This is a genomic window from Streptomyces resistomycificus (assembly GCF_001514265.1).
Taxonomy (GTDB): Bacteria; Actinomycetota; Actinomycetes; order Streptomycetales; family Streptomycetaceae; genus Streptomyces; species Streptomyces resistomycificus.
Window position 1 is genome coordinate 105,604 of sequence record NZ_KQ948989.1, and the last position, 14,650, is coordinate 120,253.

At 72.4% G+C, this 14,650-nt stretch carries 14 protein-coding genes; 4 read left to right on the top strand and 10 right to left on the bottom strand.

Going from position 1 to position 14,650, the window contains the following annotated elements; genetic code table 11:
• The first annotated feature begins 3 nt into the window (after positions 1-3).
• Positions 4-432, top strand: coding sequence for a hypothetical protein (locus tag AQJ84_RS05840; RefSeq protein ID WP_030041490.1), 429 nt, complete (start codon positions 4-6; stop codon positions 430-432).
• Between the two features lie 10 nt (positions 433-442).
• Here the strand turns inward: AQJ84_RS05840 and mug are convergent, their stop codons facing one another.
• The 8 genes from mug to AQJ84_RS05880 all read right to left on the bottom strand — a co-directional run bounded on the left by mug (position 443) and on the right by AQJ84_RS05880 (position 10,003).
• Complete coding sequence (mug, locus tag AQJ84_RS05845; protein ID WP_078632017.1) at positions 443-988, bottom strand: G/U mismatch-specific DNA glycosylase; 546 nt, start codon at positions 986-988, stop codon at positions 443-445.
• Positions 985-2,427 carry an adenylosuccinate lyase gene (gene purB / locus AQJ84_RS05850; RefSeq protein WP_030041492.1) on the bottom strand — a complete coding sequence of 481 codons (1,443 nt, stop codon included), beginning with the start codon at positions 2,425-2,427 and terminating at the stop codon, positions 985-987. Before purB ends, mug begins: the two co-directional genes overlap by 4 nt.
• 225 nt (positions 2,428-2,652) lie before the next feature.
• Entirely contained in the window at positions 2,653-3,441 is a 789-nt protein-coding gene (locus AQJ84_RS05855; protein ID WP_053190807.1) for an SGNH/GDSL hydrolase family protein, read from the bottom strand.
• Between the two features lie 70 nt (positions 3,442-3,511).
• A complete protein-coding gene (locus AQJ84_RS05860; RefSeq protein ID WP_030041495.1) occupies positions 3,512-4,525 on the bottom strand; it encodes a hemolysin family protein in 1,014 nt (337 codons plus the stop codon).
• The gene (locus AQJ84_RS05865; protein ID WP_030041496.1) at positions 4,522-5,856 is read right to left on the bottom strand and encodes a hemolysin family protein; all 1,335 of its coding nucleotides are present in this window, start codon (positions 5,854-5,856) and stop codon (positions 4,522-4,524) included. The genes AQJ84_RS05860 and AQJ84_RS05865 overlap by 4 nt, the downstream gene beginning before the upstream one ends.
• Positions 5,857-6,017: 161 nt before the next feature.
• Positions 6,018-6,443: a GNAT family N-acetyltransferase gene (locus AQJ84_RS05870; RefSeq protein ID WP_030041497.1), complete on the bottom strand. Its 426-nt coding sequence runs from the start codon at positions 6,441-6,443 to the stop codon at positions 6,018-6,020.
• Between the two features lie 157 nt (positions 6,444-6,600).
• Positions 6,601-9,168 carry an ABC transporter permease gene (locus AQJ84_RS05875; RefSeq protein WP_053190804.1) on the bottom strand — a complete coding sequence of 856 codons (2,568 nt, stop codon included), beginning with the start codon at positions 9,166-9,168 and terminating at the stop codon, positions 6,601-6,603.
• A gap of 4 nt (positions 9,169-9,172) precedes the next feature.
• Positions 9,173-10,003 carry an ABC transporter ATP-binding protein gene (locus AQJ84_RS05880; protein ID WP_030041500.1) on the bottom strand — a complete coding sequence of 277 codons (831 nt, stop codon included), beginning with the start codon at positions 10,001-10,003 and terminating at the stop codon, positions 9,173-9,175.
• Positions 10,004-10,201: 198 nt separating this feature from the next.
• On the opposite strand from AQJ84_RS05880, the gene AQJ84_RS05885 reads away from it, so the two are divergent.
• Both AQJ84_RS05885 and AQJ84_RS05890 read left to right on the top strand, forming a co-directional pair.
• Positions 10,202-10,441, top strand: a complete 240-nt coding sequence (locus tag AQJ84_RS05885; RefSeq protein WP_030041501.1) for a hypothetical protein — start codon at positions 10,202-10,204, stop codon at positions 10,439-10,441.
• A gap of 4 nt (positions 10,442-10,445) precedes the next feature.
• Positions 10,446-10,820, top strand: a complete 375-nt coding sequence (locus AQJ84_RS05890) for a hypothetical protein (protein WP_030041502.1) — start codon at positions 10,446-10,448, stop codon at positions 10,818-10,820.
• Here AQJ84_RS05890 and AQJ84_RS05895 read toward each other — a convergent pair whose 3' ends face one another.
• Positions 10,821-11,510, bottom strand: a complete 690-nt coding sequence (locus tag AQJ84_RS05895) for a class I SAM-dependent methyltransferase (RefSeq protein ID WP_053190801.1) — start codon at positions 11,508-11,510, stop codon at positions 10,821-10,823. It abuts the gene before it with no gap.
• A gap of 80 nt (positions 11,511-11,590) precedes the next feature.
• Positions 11,591-12,277, bottom strand: a complete 687-nt coding sequence (locus AQJ84_RS05900; protein ID WP_030041504.1) for an esterase/lipase family protein — start codon at positions 12,275-12,277, stop codon at positions 11,591-11,593.
• Between the two features lie 114 nt (positions 12,278-12,391).
• Here AQJ84_RS05900 and AQJ84_RS05905 point away from each other — a divergent pair, with 114 nt between their 5' ends.
• Positions 12,392-14,638, top strand: a complete 2,247-nt coding sequence (locus tag AQJ84_RS05905) for a helix-turn-helix transcriptional regulator (protein ID WP_079022628.1) — start codon at positions 12,392-12,394, stop codon at positions 14,636-14,638.
• The last annotated feature ends 12 nt before the right edge of the window (positions 14,639-14,650 follow it).

A 14,650-nucleotide genomic window follows, 5' to 3' on the forward strand; every position in this document is an offset into this window, starting at 1 on the left:
CCCATGAACATCGCACGGCACATCGCCCTCATCGACGAGCTGTGCTTCCGTCCCTTTCCGGCGGAGCACGGCCCGTCGGACGTGGGCGTCGGGGGACCGGGCTACCACGTCGCGGTGTTAGAGCGCGGCCGAGCCGACCGCGACGAGCGAACGACGACCGTGGAGCAGTACGAGAAGTGGAGGGACGCCCTCTACGAACTGCTGGCGCCGCGCTGGGGACACACGCTTCCCATGAGTCTCGTTACCACGCGGTTGCGCACCGAGCGGGAGGAGATACCGGAGCCGTGGGCGACGCTCAGCGTGGAGGCGGGGATGGCACATCTGTGGGAGGTGGAGGGCACCGGCCGCTGGGTCGCGGTGGCCGTCGCCGACCGGGACGAGGCCGACGACGTCCGCCTGCTGGCCGTGGTCACGGAGACCGACCCGCCCTGACCGGGCGCCGTCAGGCTTCGGCCGCCGCCCGCAGCCGCCCGAACTCCTCGGCCATCGTCGCCGCCGTCCAGTGGGCGTTCAGCCCGCTCGGGTTCGGCAGCACCCACACCCGCGTGTCCCCGATCGTCCGCTCCTGCGGCCCCACTTGCGCCTTGCGGTCGTCGAACGCGGCCCGGTAGGCGGTCACCCCGACCACGGCCAGCCAACGCGGCCGCAGCCGCGCCACCTTGAGCGCCAGCAGCCGGCCGCCCTCGCGGTACTCCTCCGCGCTCAACTCGTCAGCCCGGGCCGACGCCCGCGCCACGACGTTCGTGATGCCGAGCCCGTACGACAGCAACTCCTGCTGCTCCGAGGGCTTCAGGAGCCTCGGCGTGAATCCGGACAGGTGCAGCACCGGCCAGAACCGGTTGCCGGGGCGGGCGAAGTGGTGGCCCGTCGCGGCCGTCATCAGGCCGGGGTTGATGCCACAGAACAACACCCGCAGGCCGTCCGCGACGACATCCGGTACCAGACGGTCGCGGGCGGCCTCCAGCTCCTCGGGCGAAAAACGCGTCAGAGGATCGCTCCCGGGGTGTAACCCGCGGCCTCCGGGTGCTGCTTCACGATCTCCTCGATGCGGCCGACGACGGCGGTGACCTGGTCGGCGGCGGCGCCCGTGAAGGACAGCTTGTCCGCCATCAGCGCGTCGAGCCCGGCGCGGTCGAGCGGGATCCGCTCGTCGGCGGCCAGCTTGTCCAGCAGCTCGTTGCGCTCGGCACCCTGCTCACGCATCGCGAGGGCGGAGGCGACGGCGTTCTCCTTGATGGCCTCGTGCGCCACTTCACGGCCGACGCCCGCGCGCACCGCGCCCATCAGTACCTTGGTGGTGGCGAGGAACGGCAGGTAGCGGTCCAGCTCCCGGGCGACGACCGCCGGGAAGGCACCGAACTCGTCGAGCACCGTCAGGAACGTCTCCAGCAGACCGTCGAGCGCGAAGAAGGCGTCCGGCAGCGCGACCCGGCGCACCACCGAGCAGGACACGTCACCCTCGTTCCACTGGTCGCCCGCCAGCTCACCGGTCATCGAGGCGTAGCCGCGCAGGATGACCATCAGGCCGTTGACGCGCTCGCAGGAGCGGGTGTTCATCTTGTGCGGCATCGCGGAGGAGCCGACCTGGCCGGGCTTGAAGCCCTCGGTGACCAGCTCGTGCCCGGCCATCAGCCGGATCGTCTTCGCCAGCGAGGAGGGGGCCGCCGCCAGCTGCACCAGCGCGGTCACGACCTCGTAGTCCAGCGAGCGAGGGTAGACCTGGCCGACCGAGGTGAACGCCTGCGAGAAGCCGAGGTGTCCGGCGATCCGCTGCTCCAGGTCCGCGAGCTTGCCCGCGTCCCCGCCGAGCAGGTCCAGCATGTCCTGGGCCGTACCGACCGGGCCCTTGATGCCGCGCAGCGGGTAGCGGCCGAGCAGTTCCTCCACGCGGAAGTACGCCACCAGCAGCTCGTCGGCCGCCGTCGCGAAACGCTTGCCGAGGGTGGTGGCCTGCGCGGCCACGTTGTGCGAACGGCCGGCCATGACCAGCTCGCCGTACTCGCCCGCCAGCTTCCCTAGCCGCGCCAGCACGGCCACCGTACGGTCGCGCACCAGCTCCAGCGAGAGCCGGATCTGCAGCTGCTCCACGTTCTCGGTGAGGTCGCGGGAGGTCATGCCCTTGTGGACGTGCTCGTGGCCGGCGAGGTCGTTGAACTCCTCGATCCGCGCCTTCACGTCGTGCCGCGTGACCTTCTCGCGCTCGGCGATCGAGGCCAGGTCGACGGTGTCGAGGACACGCTCGTAGTCGGCGATCGCCGCGTCCGGCACCTCGATCCCGAGGTCCTTCTGGGCCCGCAGCACGGCGAGCCAGAGCTGTCGCTCCAGCTTCACCTTCTGCTCGGGCGACCAGAGCGTGGCGAGCTCGGCGGAGGCGTAGCGTCCGGCGAGGACGTTCGGGATGCGGGGCTTGGCGGGAGCGGAAGTCACGTGGACGGATTCTACTGGCGATTCCTGCAGGCCAGCGCAACGGGTGCGTTTGTCGGAACCTACGAGTGCGTCTCGCGAGTTCGGCCTGCACGTCGGCCGGGCACGGTTTCGGCGCGTACCAGCAGGCCGGCGCCTTCCCGCGCGGGGCCGGGACCAGGTCCAAGAGGTCAGGGCCTACGCGTGGATCCGGCCCCGGACGTTGATCACCCGCGTGGCCCTCGGGGACTACTCCGCGGTCCGCTCGTACGGATGCAGGTCCGGGCGCTTCGGCGGCAGCCCGTCGCCCGAGGAGCGGCCGGTGAGACGGCGGCCTATCCACGGCAGCAGGTACTGCCGGGCGAACCGGACGTCCGCGACCCGGCGCGCGGCCCACCCCGGCGGCAGCGTGAGCGGCATCGGGGCGTGCCACTCGGTGTCCTCCGGTTCGTACCCGAGGCCCTGCCACACCGCTTCCGCCACCCGTCGATGGCCCTCGGCGGTCAGGTGCAGCCGGTCCACGTCCCACATCCGGGGATCGCTGAGCGAGGGCGCCCCGTAGAGGTCGACGACCAGAGCGCCGTGCCGCTCGGCGAGCGAGTCGATGCAGGCGAACAGCTCCTCCATGCGGGGCCGGAAGCGTTCCAGGACCGGCCCCTGACGCCCGGGGCTGCGCATCAGCACCAGCTGCTTGCAGGACGGGGCGAGCCGCTCCACCGCCTCCGTCAGCAGGGCCCGGACCCGCCCCATGTCGCACTTGGGGCGAAGGGTGTCGTTCAGTCCGCCAACCAAGGTGACGACATCGGCCTTCATGGCGGCCGCCACGTCGATCTGCTCGTCGACGATCTGCCCGATCAGCTTGCCGCGCACCGCGAGGTTCGCGTACCGGAACCCGGGGGAGTGGGCGGCCATCCGCCCGGCGAGCAGGTCGGCCCAGCCCCGGTAGGTGCCGTCCGGCAACAGGTCGGACATGCCCTCGGTGAACGAGTCGCCTACGGCGACCAGGCTGGTGTAAGCGGGGTGCGGGTTCGTCTCCATGGCGTCAGAGATGGTAACCCGGCACCATACTCAGCGGTCGGTCACCCCAGGCGGCGGCTCCCTCCACCGCTCACGCCCGCTGCCCGAACAGCTCCCGCAGCACGTCCTCCATCGTCACCAGGCCCGTCAGCCGGCCGTCCGCGCCCAGCACGGCCGCGAGGTGGGTGCGGCTGCCGCGCATCGCCGTCAGGACGTCGTCCAGCGGCGTGCTCTCCCGCACCCGGGCGATGGATCGCATGTCCCTGTGCTGGAACGGCAGGTCGCGCGGGGTCTTGTCCAGCGCGTCCTTGACGTGGAGGTAGCCGGTGATGCGGCGCCCCTCGTCCACCACCGGGAAGCGGGAGTAGCCGGTCTCGGCGGACAGCGCCTCCAGCTTCTCGGGCGTGACACCCAGGTAGACGTAGGCGACCCGGTCCAGAGGGAGGACGACGTCCCGCACCGGCCGCCGGCCCAGTTCCAGCGCGTCGTGCAGCCGCTCCCGCGCCCGGTCGTCGATCAGGCCGGCCTCGCCGGAGTCCCGCACGATCCGGGCCAGCTCGGCGTCCGAGAACGTGGCCGTGACCTCGTTCTTGGCCTCGACCTTGAGCAGCTTCAGCAGGCCGTTCGCGAAGGCGTTGACCGTGAAGATCACCGGGCGCAGCGCCCGCGACAGGGTGACCAGCGGCGGACCGAGCAGCAGCGCGCTGCGCACCGGCTCCGCCAGTGCGATGTTCTTCGGCACCATCTCGCCGAGCAGCATGTGCAGATACGTCGCCAGGGTCAGCGCGATCACGAAGGAGACCGCGTGTCCGGCGCCCTCGGGCACGCCCACCGCGTGGAACACCGGCTCCAGCAGATGTGCGATGGCCGGCTCGGCGACCACGCCGAGGATCAGGGTGCACAGCGTGATGCCGAGCTGCGCGGCCGCCATCAGGGCGGACACGTGCTGCAGACCCCACAGCACGCTCTTGGCGCGCCGGTCGCCCTGCTCGGCGTACGGCTCGATCTGGCTGCGGCGCACGGAGATCAGCGCGAACTCCGCACCCACGAAGAAGGCGTTGACGACGAGGGTCGCCAGGCCGATCAACAACTGGACGGCGGTCACCGGCCCTCCACCTCCGTGGTCTCGTCGTGCAGGGGTGCGTGCATCAGCAGCCGCGCGGCCCGGTGACCCGACGCGTCCACCACGTCCAGCAGCCAGCCCTCCACGTCGACGTGGTCGCCGACGGCGGGGATGCGGCCGAGTTCCGTGGCGACGAGACCGGCGAGGGTCTCGTACGGCCCCTCCGGCGCCTTCAGGCCGACCCGGGTCAGCTGGTCGATGCGGGCGGAGCCGTCGGCGGAGTACAGGGTGCGGCCCGCGTCGTCGGTGCCGGCCGCGGCCAGGTCGGGCGTCTCGTGCGGGTCGTGCTCGTCCCGCACCTCGCCGACGACCTCCTCGACGATGTCCTCCAGCGTGGCCACGCCCGCCGTACCGCCGTACTCGTCGATGACGACGGCCATCGTGCGCTTGCCGGACAGCCGGTCCAGGAGCCGGTCGACGGTGAGGGATTCCGGCACCAGGAGCGGCTCCCGCATGATCTCGGAGACCCGGACGCGGCGCCGGCGCTCGGCGGGCACCGCCAGGCAGTCCTTGATGTGCGCGGTGCCCACCACGGAGTCGAGGTTGCCGCGGTAGACGGGAAAGCGGGACAGGCCTGTCGCCCGGGTCGCGTTCGCGACGTCCTCGCAGGTCGCCTGGACGTCCAGGGCGATGACCTGCACCCGCGGTGTCATCACGTTCTCCGCGCTCAGGTCGGCGAGGTTCAGCGTCCGCACGAACAGCTCGGCGGTGTCCGCCTCCAGGGCGCCCTCGCGGGCGGAGTGCCGGGCGAGCGCGGCCAGCTCCTGCGGCCCGCGCGCGGAGGCCAGCTCCTCGGCGGGCTCCAGACCGAACAGGCGCACCGCGCGGTTGGCGGTGTTGTTGAGGTGGGTGATGAAGGGGCGGAAGGCGGCGCTGAACCAGCGCTGCGCGTTGCCCACCCGTTTGGCCACGGCGAGCGGTGAGGAGATCGCCCAGTTTTTCGGTACCAGCTCACCGACGACCATCAGGAAGACCGTCGACAGCGCCGTACCGAGGACCAGAGCGATCGAGCTCGACGTGGAGCGCGAGATGCCCATGGATTCCAGCGGGCCGGCGATCAGCGCGGCGATCGACGGCTCGGAGAGCATGCCGACCACCAGGTTGGTGACCGTGATGCCGAGCTGCGCGCCGGAGAGCTGGAACGTCAGGTTCTTGACGGCCTTGAGGGCGCCGGCGGCGCCCCGCTCGCCGCGCTCCACCGCGCGTTCCAGTTCGCTGCGCTCGACGGTGGTCAGCGAGAACTCGGCGGCGACGAAGGCACCACAGGCGAGCGAGAGCAGGATCGCCACCAGCAGGAGGAGCACTTCGGTCATCGGGTCACCTCCGTCCCATGGTCGGACAGGGCTGGGAGGATCGCGCGATGTCGCGTACTGGGAGGCTCGCCCATGGGCGGACGCTCACACCTTTCATGAAGAACCGAGTGACCCATCAATAGTAAAGGATGGGCAAAGGAGCGTGATCGGTTGATCGGGTCCTACTCGGCGAGGGGCTTCACCCAGCGCCGCCACTTCTCCTCCGGCCCGTACCCGGCTGCCCGCCACGCATGCTGACCGGTCTCGTTGCGCTGGAGCACCATCGCGTCGGCGCGACGCCCGCCCAGCCGTACGAACCGTTCCTCGGCGGCCGTGAGCAGGGCGCTTCCGATCCCCCGGCGCCGGCGGTCGGGGTGCACCGCGAGCCGGTACAGATGGCAGCGCCAGCCGTCGAAGCCCGCGATCACCGTGCCGACCAGCTCCCCGTCGAGCTCGGCCAGGATCAGCGCCTCGGGGTCGCGGGCGATCAGCCGCTCCACCCCGTCCCGGTCGTCGCTGATGCTGGTCCCCTCGGCGGACACCTTCCAGAAGGCCAGCACGGTGTCGAGGTCGGTGGGCGTCGCGGCCCGTATCCGCAAGTCGGTCATACGAAGATCCCATCACGCCCGCGGGGCCGGGACGCGCGATTCCAGCATCCGGACGGACGTCACCGGCCGCGCGACGCGACGGCCCACCGGCGCGACACGCCTCCCCACGCGCCTGCGCAGACGGCATCGGGGCGGTCGGACCCGAGAGCCCCCGCGCTCACTCGTGCGCGATCGCCGCCAGCACGTTCATGCGGGAGGCGCGCAACGCGGGCAGCAGCGCCGCCACGACCCCCACCACCGCCGAGCCGACCACGACCGCGACGATCGTGCCCCAGGGAATCGCGAGCGCGTTCATGCCCTGCAACGCCAGTACCTGCTGGGTGCACACACCCCACACCAGCCCCAGCGCGAGCCCCAGCACCGCGCCGAACACCGCGATCACCACCGACTCCAGCCTGATCATCCGGCGCAGCTGCCGCCGGGCCAGTCCGATGGCCCGCAGCAGTCCGATCTCGCGGGTCCGCTCCACGACCGACAGGGCGAGGGTGTTGACCACGCCGAGGACCGCGATGACGATCGCGAGGCCGAGCAGCGCGTACACGAGGTAGAGCAGCACGGCGATCTGGTCGTGGACCAGCTCCTTGTAGTCGGCCAGGTCGCGCACCTGCACCTGCGGATACGGGTCGAGCGTCTTCTCCAGGCTCGTGCGCAGCTCGTCCGCGTCGGTCCCGGAGGCGGCGTTCACGTACAACGCGGAGTCCTGCCCGCCCGGCGCGAACCGAGCCGACGTGGCCAGGCCGAAGAACAGACCGCCCTGCGTCCCGAACCCCTCGGCCGCGTCCTGGTCGGTGAGCGCGCCCACCGTCAGTTCCGTGGTGCGTCCGCCCTGGAACTCGACCGGGATCACGCTGCCGACCCGCACGCCGTGGTCGCGCGCGAAGTCCAGGTCCATGGCGATCCGGCCGTCCGCGAGCGCCGCCGAGGTGTCGCCCCGCGCGTACGTGATGTTGGCGACCTCGTCGAGCTTCGGGTCGTAGGCGGCGGCGGTCGTCTCCACGCGGTCGCCGTCCGGCAGCCGTACGGCGACCGGCGCGAACCGCGAGCGTACGACCAGGCCCGCGCCCGGTGTGTCCCGTACCGCGTCGGTGACCTCCGCCGGGAAGGGCAGGAAGTTGCCGTTCTGGATGACGAAGTCGGCGCCCAGCGTGTCGTCGATCTGCTGGTCGAAGGACTCCGTCATGGAGGCGCTCGCCACCGACATCCCCCCGACCAGTGCCAGGCCCACCATCAGCGCGGCCGCCGTGGCGCCGGTACGGCGGGGGTTGCGCAGGGCGTTGCGCTGGCTCATCCGGCCGACGGACCCGAACAGGGCGGGGAAGGCGCCGCCGAGGACCCGGATCACCGGCCGGACCAGCAGGGGGCCGGCGATCACCATGGCGATGAGCGTCAGGACGATGCCCAGGGCCAGCAGGGAGGCCGCCGAACCGGTCTGGGACGCGGTGACGCATCCCAGGAGCGCGGCCGCGCCGAGCGCTCCGACGACGCCGCCCACGATCGCCCGTGTCCTCAGCGGCCGGCCGATCCCGGCGATCTCGGCGTCCGCCAGCGCCGCCATCGGCGAGACACCGGCGGCGCGCCGGGCCGGCAGGTAGGCGGCGACGAAGGTGACGCCCACGCCGACCACGTACGCCGCCACCGGCGTGCCCCAGCCGATCACCATCTCGCTGGACCTGATGTTCATGCCGAGCGTGTTCATGAGCGCGATGAGCCCGGCCGCCAGCCCGATGCCGGTGGCCAGGCCCAGTGTGGAGCCGACCAGGCCGAGCAGTGTCGCCTCGGTCAGGACGGAGCGGCGCACCTGGCGCCGGTCGGCGCCCAGCGCGCGCAGCAGGCCCAGTTCACGGGTGCGCTGGGCGATCAGCATCGAGAAGGTGTTGACGATGAGGAAGACACCGACGAGCACGGCGATACCGGCGAAGCCGAGCATGACGTACTTGATCACGTCGAGGAATCCGCCGAGCTGCTCGACGTCCGACTCGGCCTGCTCGTCCGCGGTCCGGTAGTCGTAGCGGTCCGCGCCGAGCGCGGCGGCCACCCGCTGCTTCAGCTGCCCGTCGCCCACGCCCTCCTCGGCGTCGATCGAGATGCCGGTGGCGGCCCGCGGATCGCCCAGCAGCTTCTCCCGCGCGGTCTCGGGGGCCAGGTAGAGCAGCGCGGCACCGGGGTTGGTGGTGGTGAAGGTGGCGATGCCGACCACCTCGACCTTGAACGAGCCCGGACCGGCGATCACGGTGAGGGTGTCGCCGATCCGCACGTCCTTGCGGTCGGCGGTCTCCGAGTCGAGCATCGCCTCGGAGGGGCCGCTCGGGGCGTGCCCCGAGGTGAGCTCGACCGGGGTGCGCGCGTCCGGGCTCCAGTCGGTGCCGATGGTGGGGGCACCGGTGGTCGGGCCGACGGACTCGTTGTCGGCGTCGACGACGGTGATGTTCGCGACCTCGGCGTCCGCGCGCGCGGCGGCGACGCCGTCGATCCGGGCCACCCGGGCCGCGAGCTCGGCCGGCAGGGTGGCCGTCATGCCGGACGGCACCGCCTCGTCGAGGTTCTCCTCGGGGCTGACGGTGACGTCGGGCGCGGTCGTGGCGAAGAGCCGGTCGAAGGTCCGGCTGAGGGTGTCGGAGAAGATCAGGCTGCCCGCGACGAACGCCACGGACAGCACGACGGCCAGCGCGGAGAGCAGCAGCCGCCCCTTGTGGGCGAGGAAACTGCGGAGGGTCGCCTTCAGCACCGGATCAGTCCTTGTCGAGGTTGACGTCGCCGGCCGGCGTCTCGCCACCGTCGAACGCGGCCCTGGAGACGTCGAACCTCTTCATCCGTTCCAGCACCGCCTCCGCCGTCGGCTGCTGCATCCGGTCCACGATCCGTCCGTCCGCGAGGAAGAGCACCAGGTCGGAGTGGGCGGCGGCACCGGGGTCGTGGGTGACCATGACGACGGTCTGCCCCAGCTGGTCGACCGCCTCGCGCAGGAACCCGAGGACCTCCAGTCCGGCCCGGGAGTCGAGGTTGCCGGTCGGCTCGTCCGCGAAGATCAGCTCGGGCCGGGAGGCCAGTGCCCGCGCGCACGCGACCCGCTGCTGCTGGCCGCCGGAGAGCTGGGAGGGGCGGTGCTTGAGCCGGTCCCGCAGCCCCAGCGTGTCGATGACCTGGTCCAGCCACTTCTCGTCGGGTTTCTTGCCCGCGATGTCCATGGGCAGCGTGATGTTCTCGGCCGCGGTCAAAGTGGGGATGAGGTTGAACGACTGGAACATGAACCCGATCCGGTCCCGCCGCAGCCGGGTCAGCTCACGGTCCTTCAGGCCGGTGATCTCGGTGTCGCCGAGCCACACCTGGCCGGCCGAGACGGTGTCGAGCCCGGCCAGGCAGTGCATCAGCGTGGACTTCCCGGACCCGGACGGCCCCATCACCGCGGTGAACCGGCCGCGCGCGATGTCCGCGTCCACCGAGTCCAGGGCCAGCACGGTCGTCTCGCCCGAGCCGTAGGCCTTGGTCAGGCCACGGGCGCGGGCCGCGATGCCGTCGGCCGGGGCCTGGCCCGGCCCATGCTGAGCAGCGGGTGTGGACAAGGCTGTCTCCTCGCTCGTGGACGTCGCGCACTCATGGTCCCGGCCGAGCGTAGTGTGACCGGGCCCACACTCGGTATCCATCGTGGGGTCGAGTCGGCCTCCGTCGCAGGTCGGGTCCCCGATGCCGGTGTAAGGGGCACCTTCCGGGCCGGTGAGAGATGCTTGCGGGTGCTAGCGAACCGGCGCTAGCTTCGAGTCATGGCGAAGACCCAGCTGAACGTACGCGTCGACGAGGGCACCGCCCGCGCGGCCCGCGAACGGGCCCTGGCCCGTGGCATGAGCGTCAACCGCTACATCGAGGAACTCGTCAGACAGGACACCGGCGAGGTCGGCCACACCTTCGTCGAGGCCGCCGCCGACTTCATGAAGCAGTACGAGTCCGTGTTCGCCGAGGAGTTCGGCGCCGAACGCGAGGGCACCCGCGAAGGTCGCCACTGATCCCTTGAGCGACCTCGGAATCGACCTCGCCTGGCTCCTCATGCTCGCCGAGCACAACACCCCGGGCGACCCCCAGGTCACCGACTGGGGCGCGCTCGTGGCCGCCGTCGCCCGCCACGATGCCGAGATATTCGGCGTCCCCGTCTACGACAGCCCGCACGCGCGAGCCGCCGCACTGCTCCAACTGCTCCTCCACGTCCCGGCGTTGGAGCGCTCCAACGCCCTGTTCGCCTGCGCGGTCGCCTACGCCTACCTGGCCGCCAGCGGACTCAAGGTCGTCACCTCGCCGGAGCAGGTCCGCGACCTGGCCCGACTGGTCAAGAACGGTGAGGCGTCCGTGCACGACATCGCGCGGGAACTGCGCCAGTGGAGCCTGTGATCACGGCTCCCCGGCCGGGGGCCGCCACGCGGTGCCCAGCACGCAGTACGACGTCGGCAGTCTCGGCCCCGTCTCCGGCATCGACACCCGCCGGTAGGGGCCCAGCTCGAACCCGGCCGCCCGCAGTGCGCCGATCGGGTCACGGGCCAGATGACAGCCGCCGCTCAGCGGCGGCCACAGCGTGCGGTCCAGTGCCCGCTGGGTGAAGGTCATCGCCCGCCCGCCGCCGCGGCCGTGTTCGAAGAACCGCACCTCGCCGCCGGGCCGCAGCACCCGCCGTACCTCGCCGAGGGCCCGCGGCACGTCCCGCACGCTGCACAGCACCAGGGAGACCACCACCGCGTCGAAGGCCTCGCTCTTGACCGGCAGCGCCTCCGCCGTGCCCGGCACCACGTCGACGGGCACCCCGGAACGCAGCGCGGCCTCCACGGCCAACTTCCGCAGTCCGCGCTCCGGTTCGATGGCCACGACCTCCGAGACGGCGCCCGGGTAGTGCGCGAAGTTCAGGCCGTTGCCCGCGCCGATCTCGATGACCCGGCCGGAGAGCCCGGCCAGCAGTCGCCGGCGCACGCCGGCCATGCCCAGTCTGGTCTCGGCGCTCACACTGACCCGGGCGTAGCACCGGGCGAACAGCGGGTGGTGGACGGGATCCCGGGACACCTTGCCGGAGCCGGCGGACCGTAGCGGCATGGCAACCTCCCTCGCAGGCGGGCCTCACCAGGATTGTCCCCCGTCCGGGCCCGTCGCACCCCCCTCACGGCAGGCCGGGCTCACTCGACGAAGTCGCGCACCTGCTCGTAGACGCCGTGGTCGTTGTTCATGTCGGTGTGCGAGACACAGCCGACCTCGACATTGGTCGCGCCGCTCAGGATCGCGGTGGTGTCCGGGGTGAGCGCGTCGTCGCAGTTGGACCAGTAGCTGGCGTACGAGACAGCGCCCGGGGTCTCGTCGCCGGAGTTCAGCGAGGACAGGAAGGAGCTGCCGGTGTACATCTCCGCACAGGAGGTGTACAGCCACGAGCACCAGGACGCGGTGGTCGTGCCGTGGTTCACGCCGGCGGTCGAGACGAAGTCGTCGACGTACGCCGTCCCGCCGAGGTTCTTGAGGTAGTAGCGGGAGCTGAGAGCGCCCATCGAGTGCACGACCAGATCCACCTTCGAGGCGCCGGTCCGGGCGAGCACGTTCTTGATCTCGGTGGCCAGCTGCTGCGCGGTGGTCACGTTCGACTGCGACCAGCTGTACGACCAGGCGTCCAGCTCCGCGGCGGTGTAGCCGTCGGCCTTGAAGTCGGCGACCCATTCGTCCCAGCTGCTCGACGAACTGCTGAGGCCGTGCACGAAGACGATCGGGTTGTGGGTCGCGGCGTGAGCGGGGGTCGCGGCCAGGGAGAGCGACAGAAGGAGCGATGCCGTCACGGCCGACACAGCCGTGGCGATGCGACGCCTTGAGCGCTGCATGATGCCTCCTGATACGGGTGGGGTTGTCAGGAGTGTCAGGCGGGTCTACGCGCGGCGCATCGGTGAAATCGCCGGTCTTTACGGCTCAATTAACTCGCCAGTAACGTCATTTGCGTGGTGACTCCGGTGAACCCCCAGCCCCGCGAACGCACTTCGCCACCGCGGCGCACTGACACGTGCAGACCCGCGGCGCCCGAGCCTGCCGAAGGCGTCCGCGTCCGCGTGCTGCGTGCCGTGTACGGCGATCCCCGTGCCGCCGCCGAACTGCTGCCGCGGCTCACCGAACGGCAGGCGGCCGGTCTTGACCCGCTGCCCACCGAACCGGCCGAACTGGCGCCCGCCCTGCTGCGCGCACATCGCGCGGAGATCCAGTCGCTGCCCGACGACACCCGCCTGCTGCTGCTCCTCGCGGCCGCGGACCAGCACCCGGTCCCCACCCACGCCTTCCCGCGGGCCGTCACAGCCGCCCGCCTCGACACCCGGCCGCTGGAGGCCGCCGAGGCGGCCGGGATCGCGCAGGCCACCGCGGACGGGGTCCTCTTCCGGGACGCCTGGACGAGGATCGCCGCGTACGAGACCGGTTCGCCGGCCGCCCGGCGCGACGTCCACCGACTGCTGGCCGGCGTGCTGCGCGGCGACGGGGAGACGGCCGGCCGCTCCTGGCACCGGGGCGCGGGCGCGCTGGGTCCGAGCGGCCGGCTCGCGACGGAACTCGGGGCCGCCGCGGAACGGGCGTGCGCGGCGGGCCGGCGCACCACGGCCCGCGCCCTCGCCGAGCGCGCCGCCGCCCTCAGCCCCGACCCGCACGCGCAGTCCCGCCTCCTCGCCCTCGCCGCCGCCTGCGCCTGGCAGTCAGGCGACGCCGACCGGGCCCGCCGACTGGCCGCCGCCGCCCAGGAGGAGACGCTGACCGGCGTCCTCGCGCTGCGGGCGGGCAACGCCTCCGAGGCGTTCGACGCCCTGCTGGGAGCGGCGGTGCGGCGGGCGGCGGGGGAGAGCGGGGGCGAGGACGCCGAGGCGGGCGGCGAGCCGTCCGCTGCCGGCCCCGTGCGCTCGGTGCCCGCCCAGCTCCTCGCCCACGCCACCGAAGCCGTCATCCACACCGGTGACCTGCGCCGGTGCCGAGAGGCGGCGCAGACCGCCGAGCGGGTGGGGATCGCGGCGCCCGGCACACTCGCCGGACTCGCGGCGGCGTTCGACGGGCGGTACGAGGACGCGCGGGACCTGCTGATGGCGGCGGCCGGGCGGTGCGGTCCGGGCGGGGATCCCACCGTGCTGATGCACGCCGGCATCGCCGCGCTGCTGCTCGGCGACCACACCCGCGCCGCCACCGCCACGCTCCGTGCGGCGGACTCGGCCAGGACCCGGGGCGAGACGGCCACCGTCGTACAGGCGATGGAGTTCCGGGCGTACGCCGAGTTCTGGACCGGCCGCTCCCGGGTCGGCGAAGCCGCGGCGAGGGACGCGCTGGGGCAGGCCTACGCCACCGGCCAGGACAACGGCGCCTGTCATCTGCGGGCCGCGCTCGCCATGTTCGCGGCGGTCACCGGCGACACGGACGCCTGCCGGGAACACGCCGCCGCCGCCCGGTCGTACGCTCTGGCCCGCGGCCTCGGCCTGCCCGCCGCGCTCGCCCAGTGGGCGCTCGCCCACCTCGACCTCAGCAGTGGCCGCTACGCCGCGGCCGCGGCCCGGCTGCGCGCCCTGGCCGCGTTCGGGCCCGGACACGGCCACCGCGCGATCCGGCACCTGGCCACCCCGCACTACGTGGAGGCCGCCGTCCGCACCGGCGACACCCGGGTCGCCCGGGCCGCCCACGCCGACTACCACCGCTGGGCGACCACGGTGCTCAGCCCCGACGACCTCGCCCTCAGCGCCCGCTGCCGTGCCCTGCTGGCCACCGGCGGGGAGGCCGTGGACCACTACCGCGACGCACTTGACCTGCACTCCCGCGGCACCCGGGACTTCGAACGCGCCCGGACGGAACTGCTGTTCGGCAGCGCGTTGCGCAGACTGCGCCGCCGTACCGAGGCACGCGACCGCCTGCACAGCGCCCTGGAGGCCTTCGACGCCTTCGGCGCGCCGCACCTCGCGGCACAGGCCCGCACCGAACTCCGGGCCCTCGGCGCCCCGGCGTCCTCCGCACAGGCCGCGCCCGACACCCCCACCGCCCGACTCACCGCCCAGCAGCTCCTGATCGCCCGGATGGCCGCCGACGGCGCCACCAACCGGGAGATCGCGGTGCGCCTGGCGCTCAGCCCCCGCACCATCGACCACCACCTGCGCGGCGTCTTCACCCGGCTGGGCATCCGATCCCGCATCGACCTGGTACGGCTCCTCGCGGAAGGAGACGAGACCTAGGGCCCGGGCATC

Excerpts from the sequence above, each read along its gene's own strand:
- AQJ84_RS05840 (WP_030041490.1), top strand. The coding sequence starts at position 4 with ATGAACATCGCACGGCACATCGCCCTCATCGACGAGCTGTGCTTCCGT.
- AQJ84_RS05855 (WP_053190807.1), bottom strand. The coding sequence starts at position 3,441 with ATGGAGACGAACCCGCACCCCGCTTACACCAGCCTGGTCGCCGTAGGC.
- AQJ84_RS05865 (WP_030041496.1), bottom strand. The coding sequence starts at position 5,856 with ATGACCGAAGTGCTCCTCCTGCTGGTGGCGATCCTGCTCTCGCTCGCC.
- AQJ84_RS05870 (WP_030041497.1), bottom strand. The coding sequence starts at position 6,443 with ATGACCGACTTGCGGATACGGGCCGCGACGCCCACCGACCTCGACACC.
- AQJ84_RS05885 (WP_030041501.1), top strand. The coding sequence starts at position 10,202 with ATGGCGAAGACCCAGCTGAACGTACGCGTCGACGAGGGCACCGCCCGC.
- AQJ84_RS05895 (WP_053190801.1), bottom strand. The coding sequence starts at position 11,510 with ATGCCGCTACGGTCCGCCGGCTCCGGCAAGGTGTCCCGGGATCCCGTC.
- AQJ84_RS05900 (WP_030041504.1), bottom strand. The coding sequence starts at position 12,277 with ATGCAGCGCTCAAGGCGTCGCATCGCCACGGCTGTGTCGGCCGTGACG.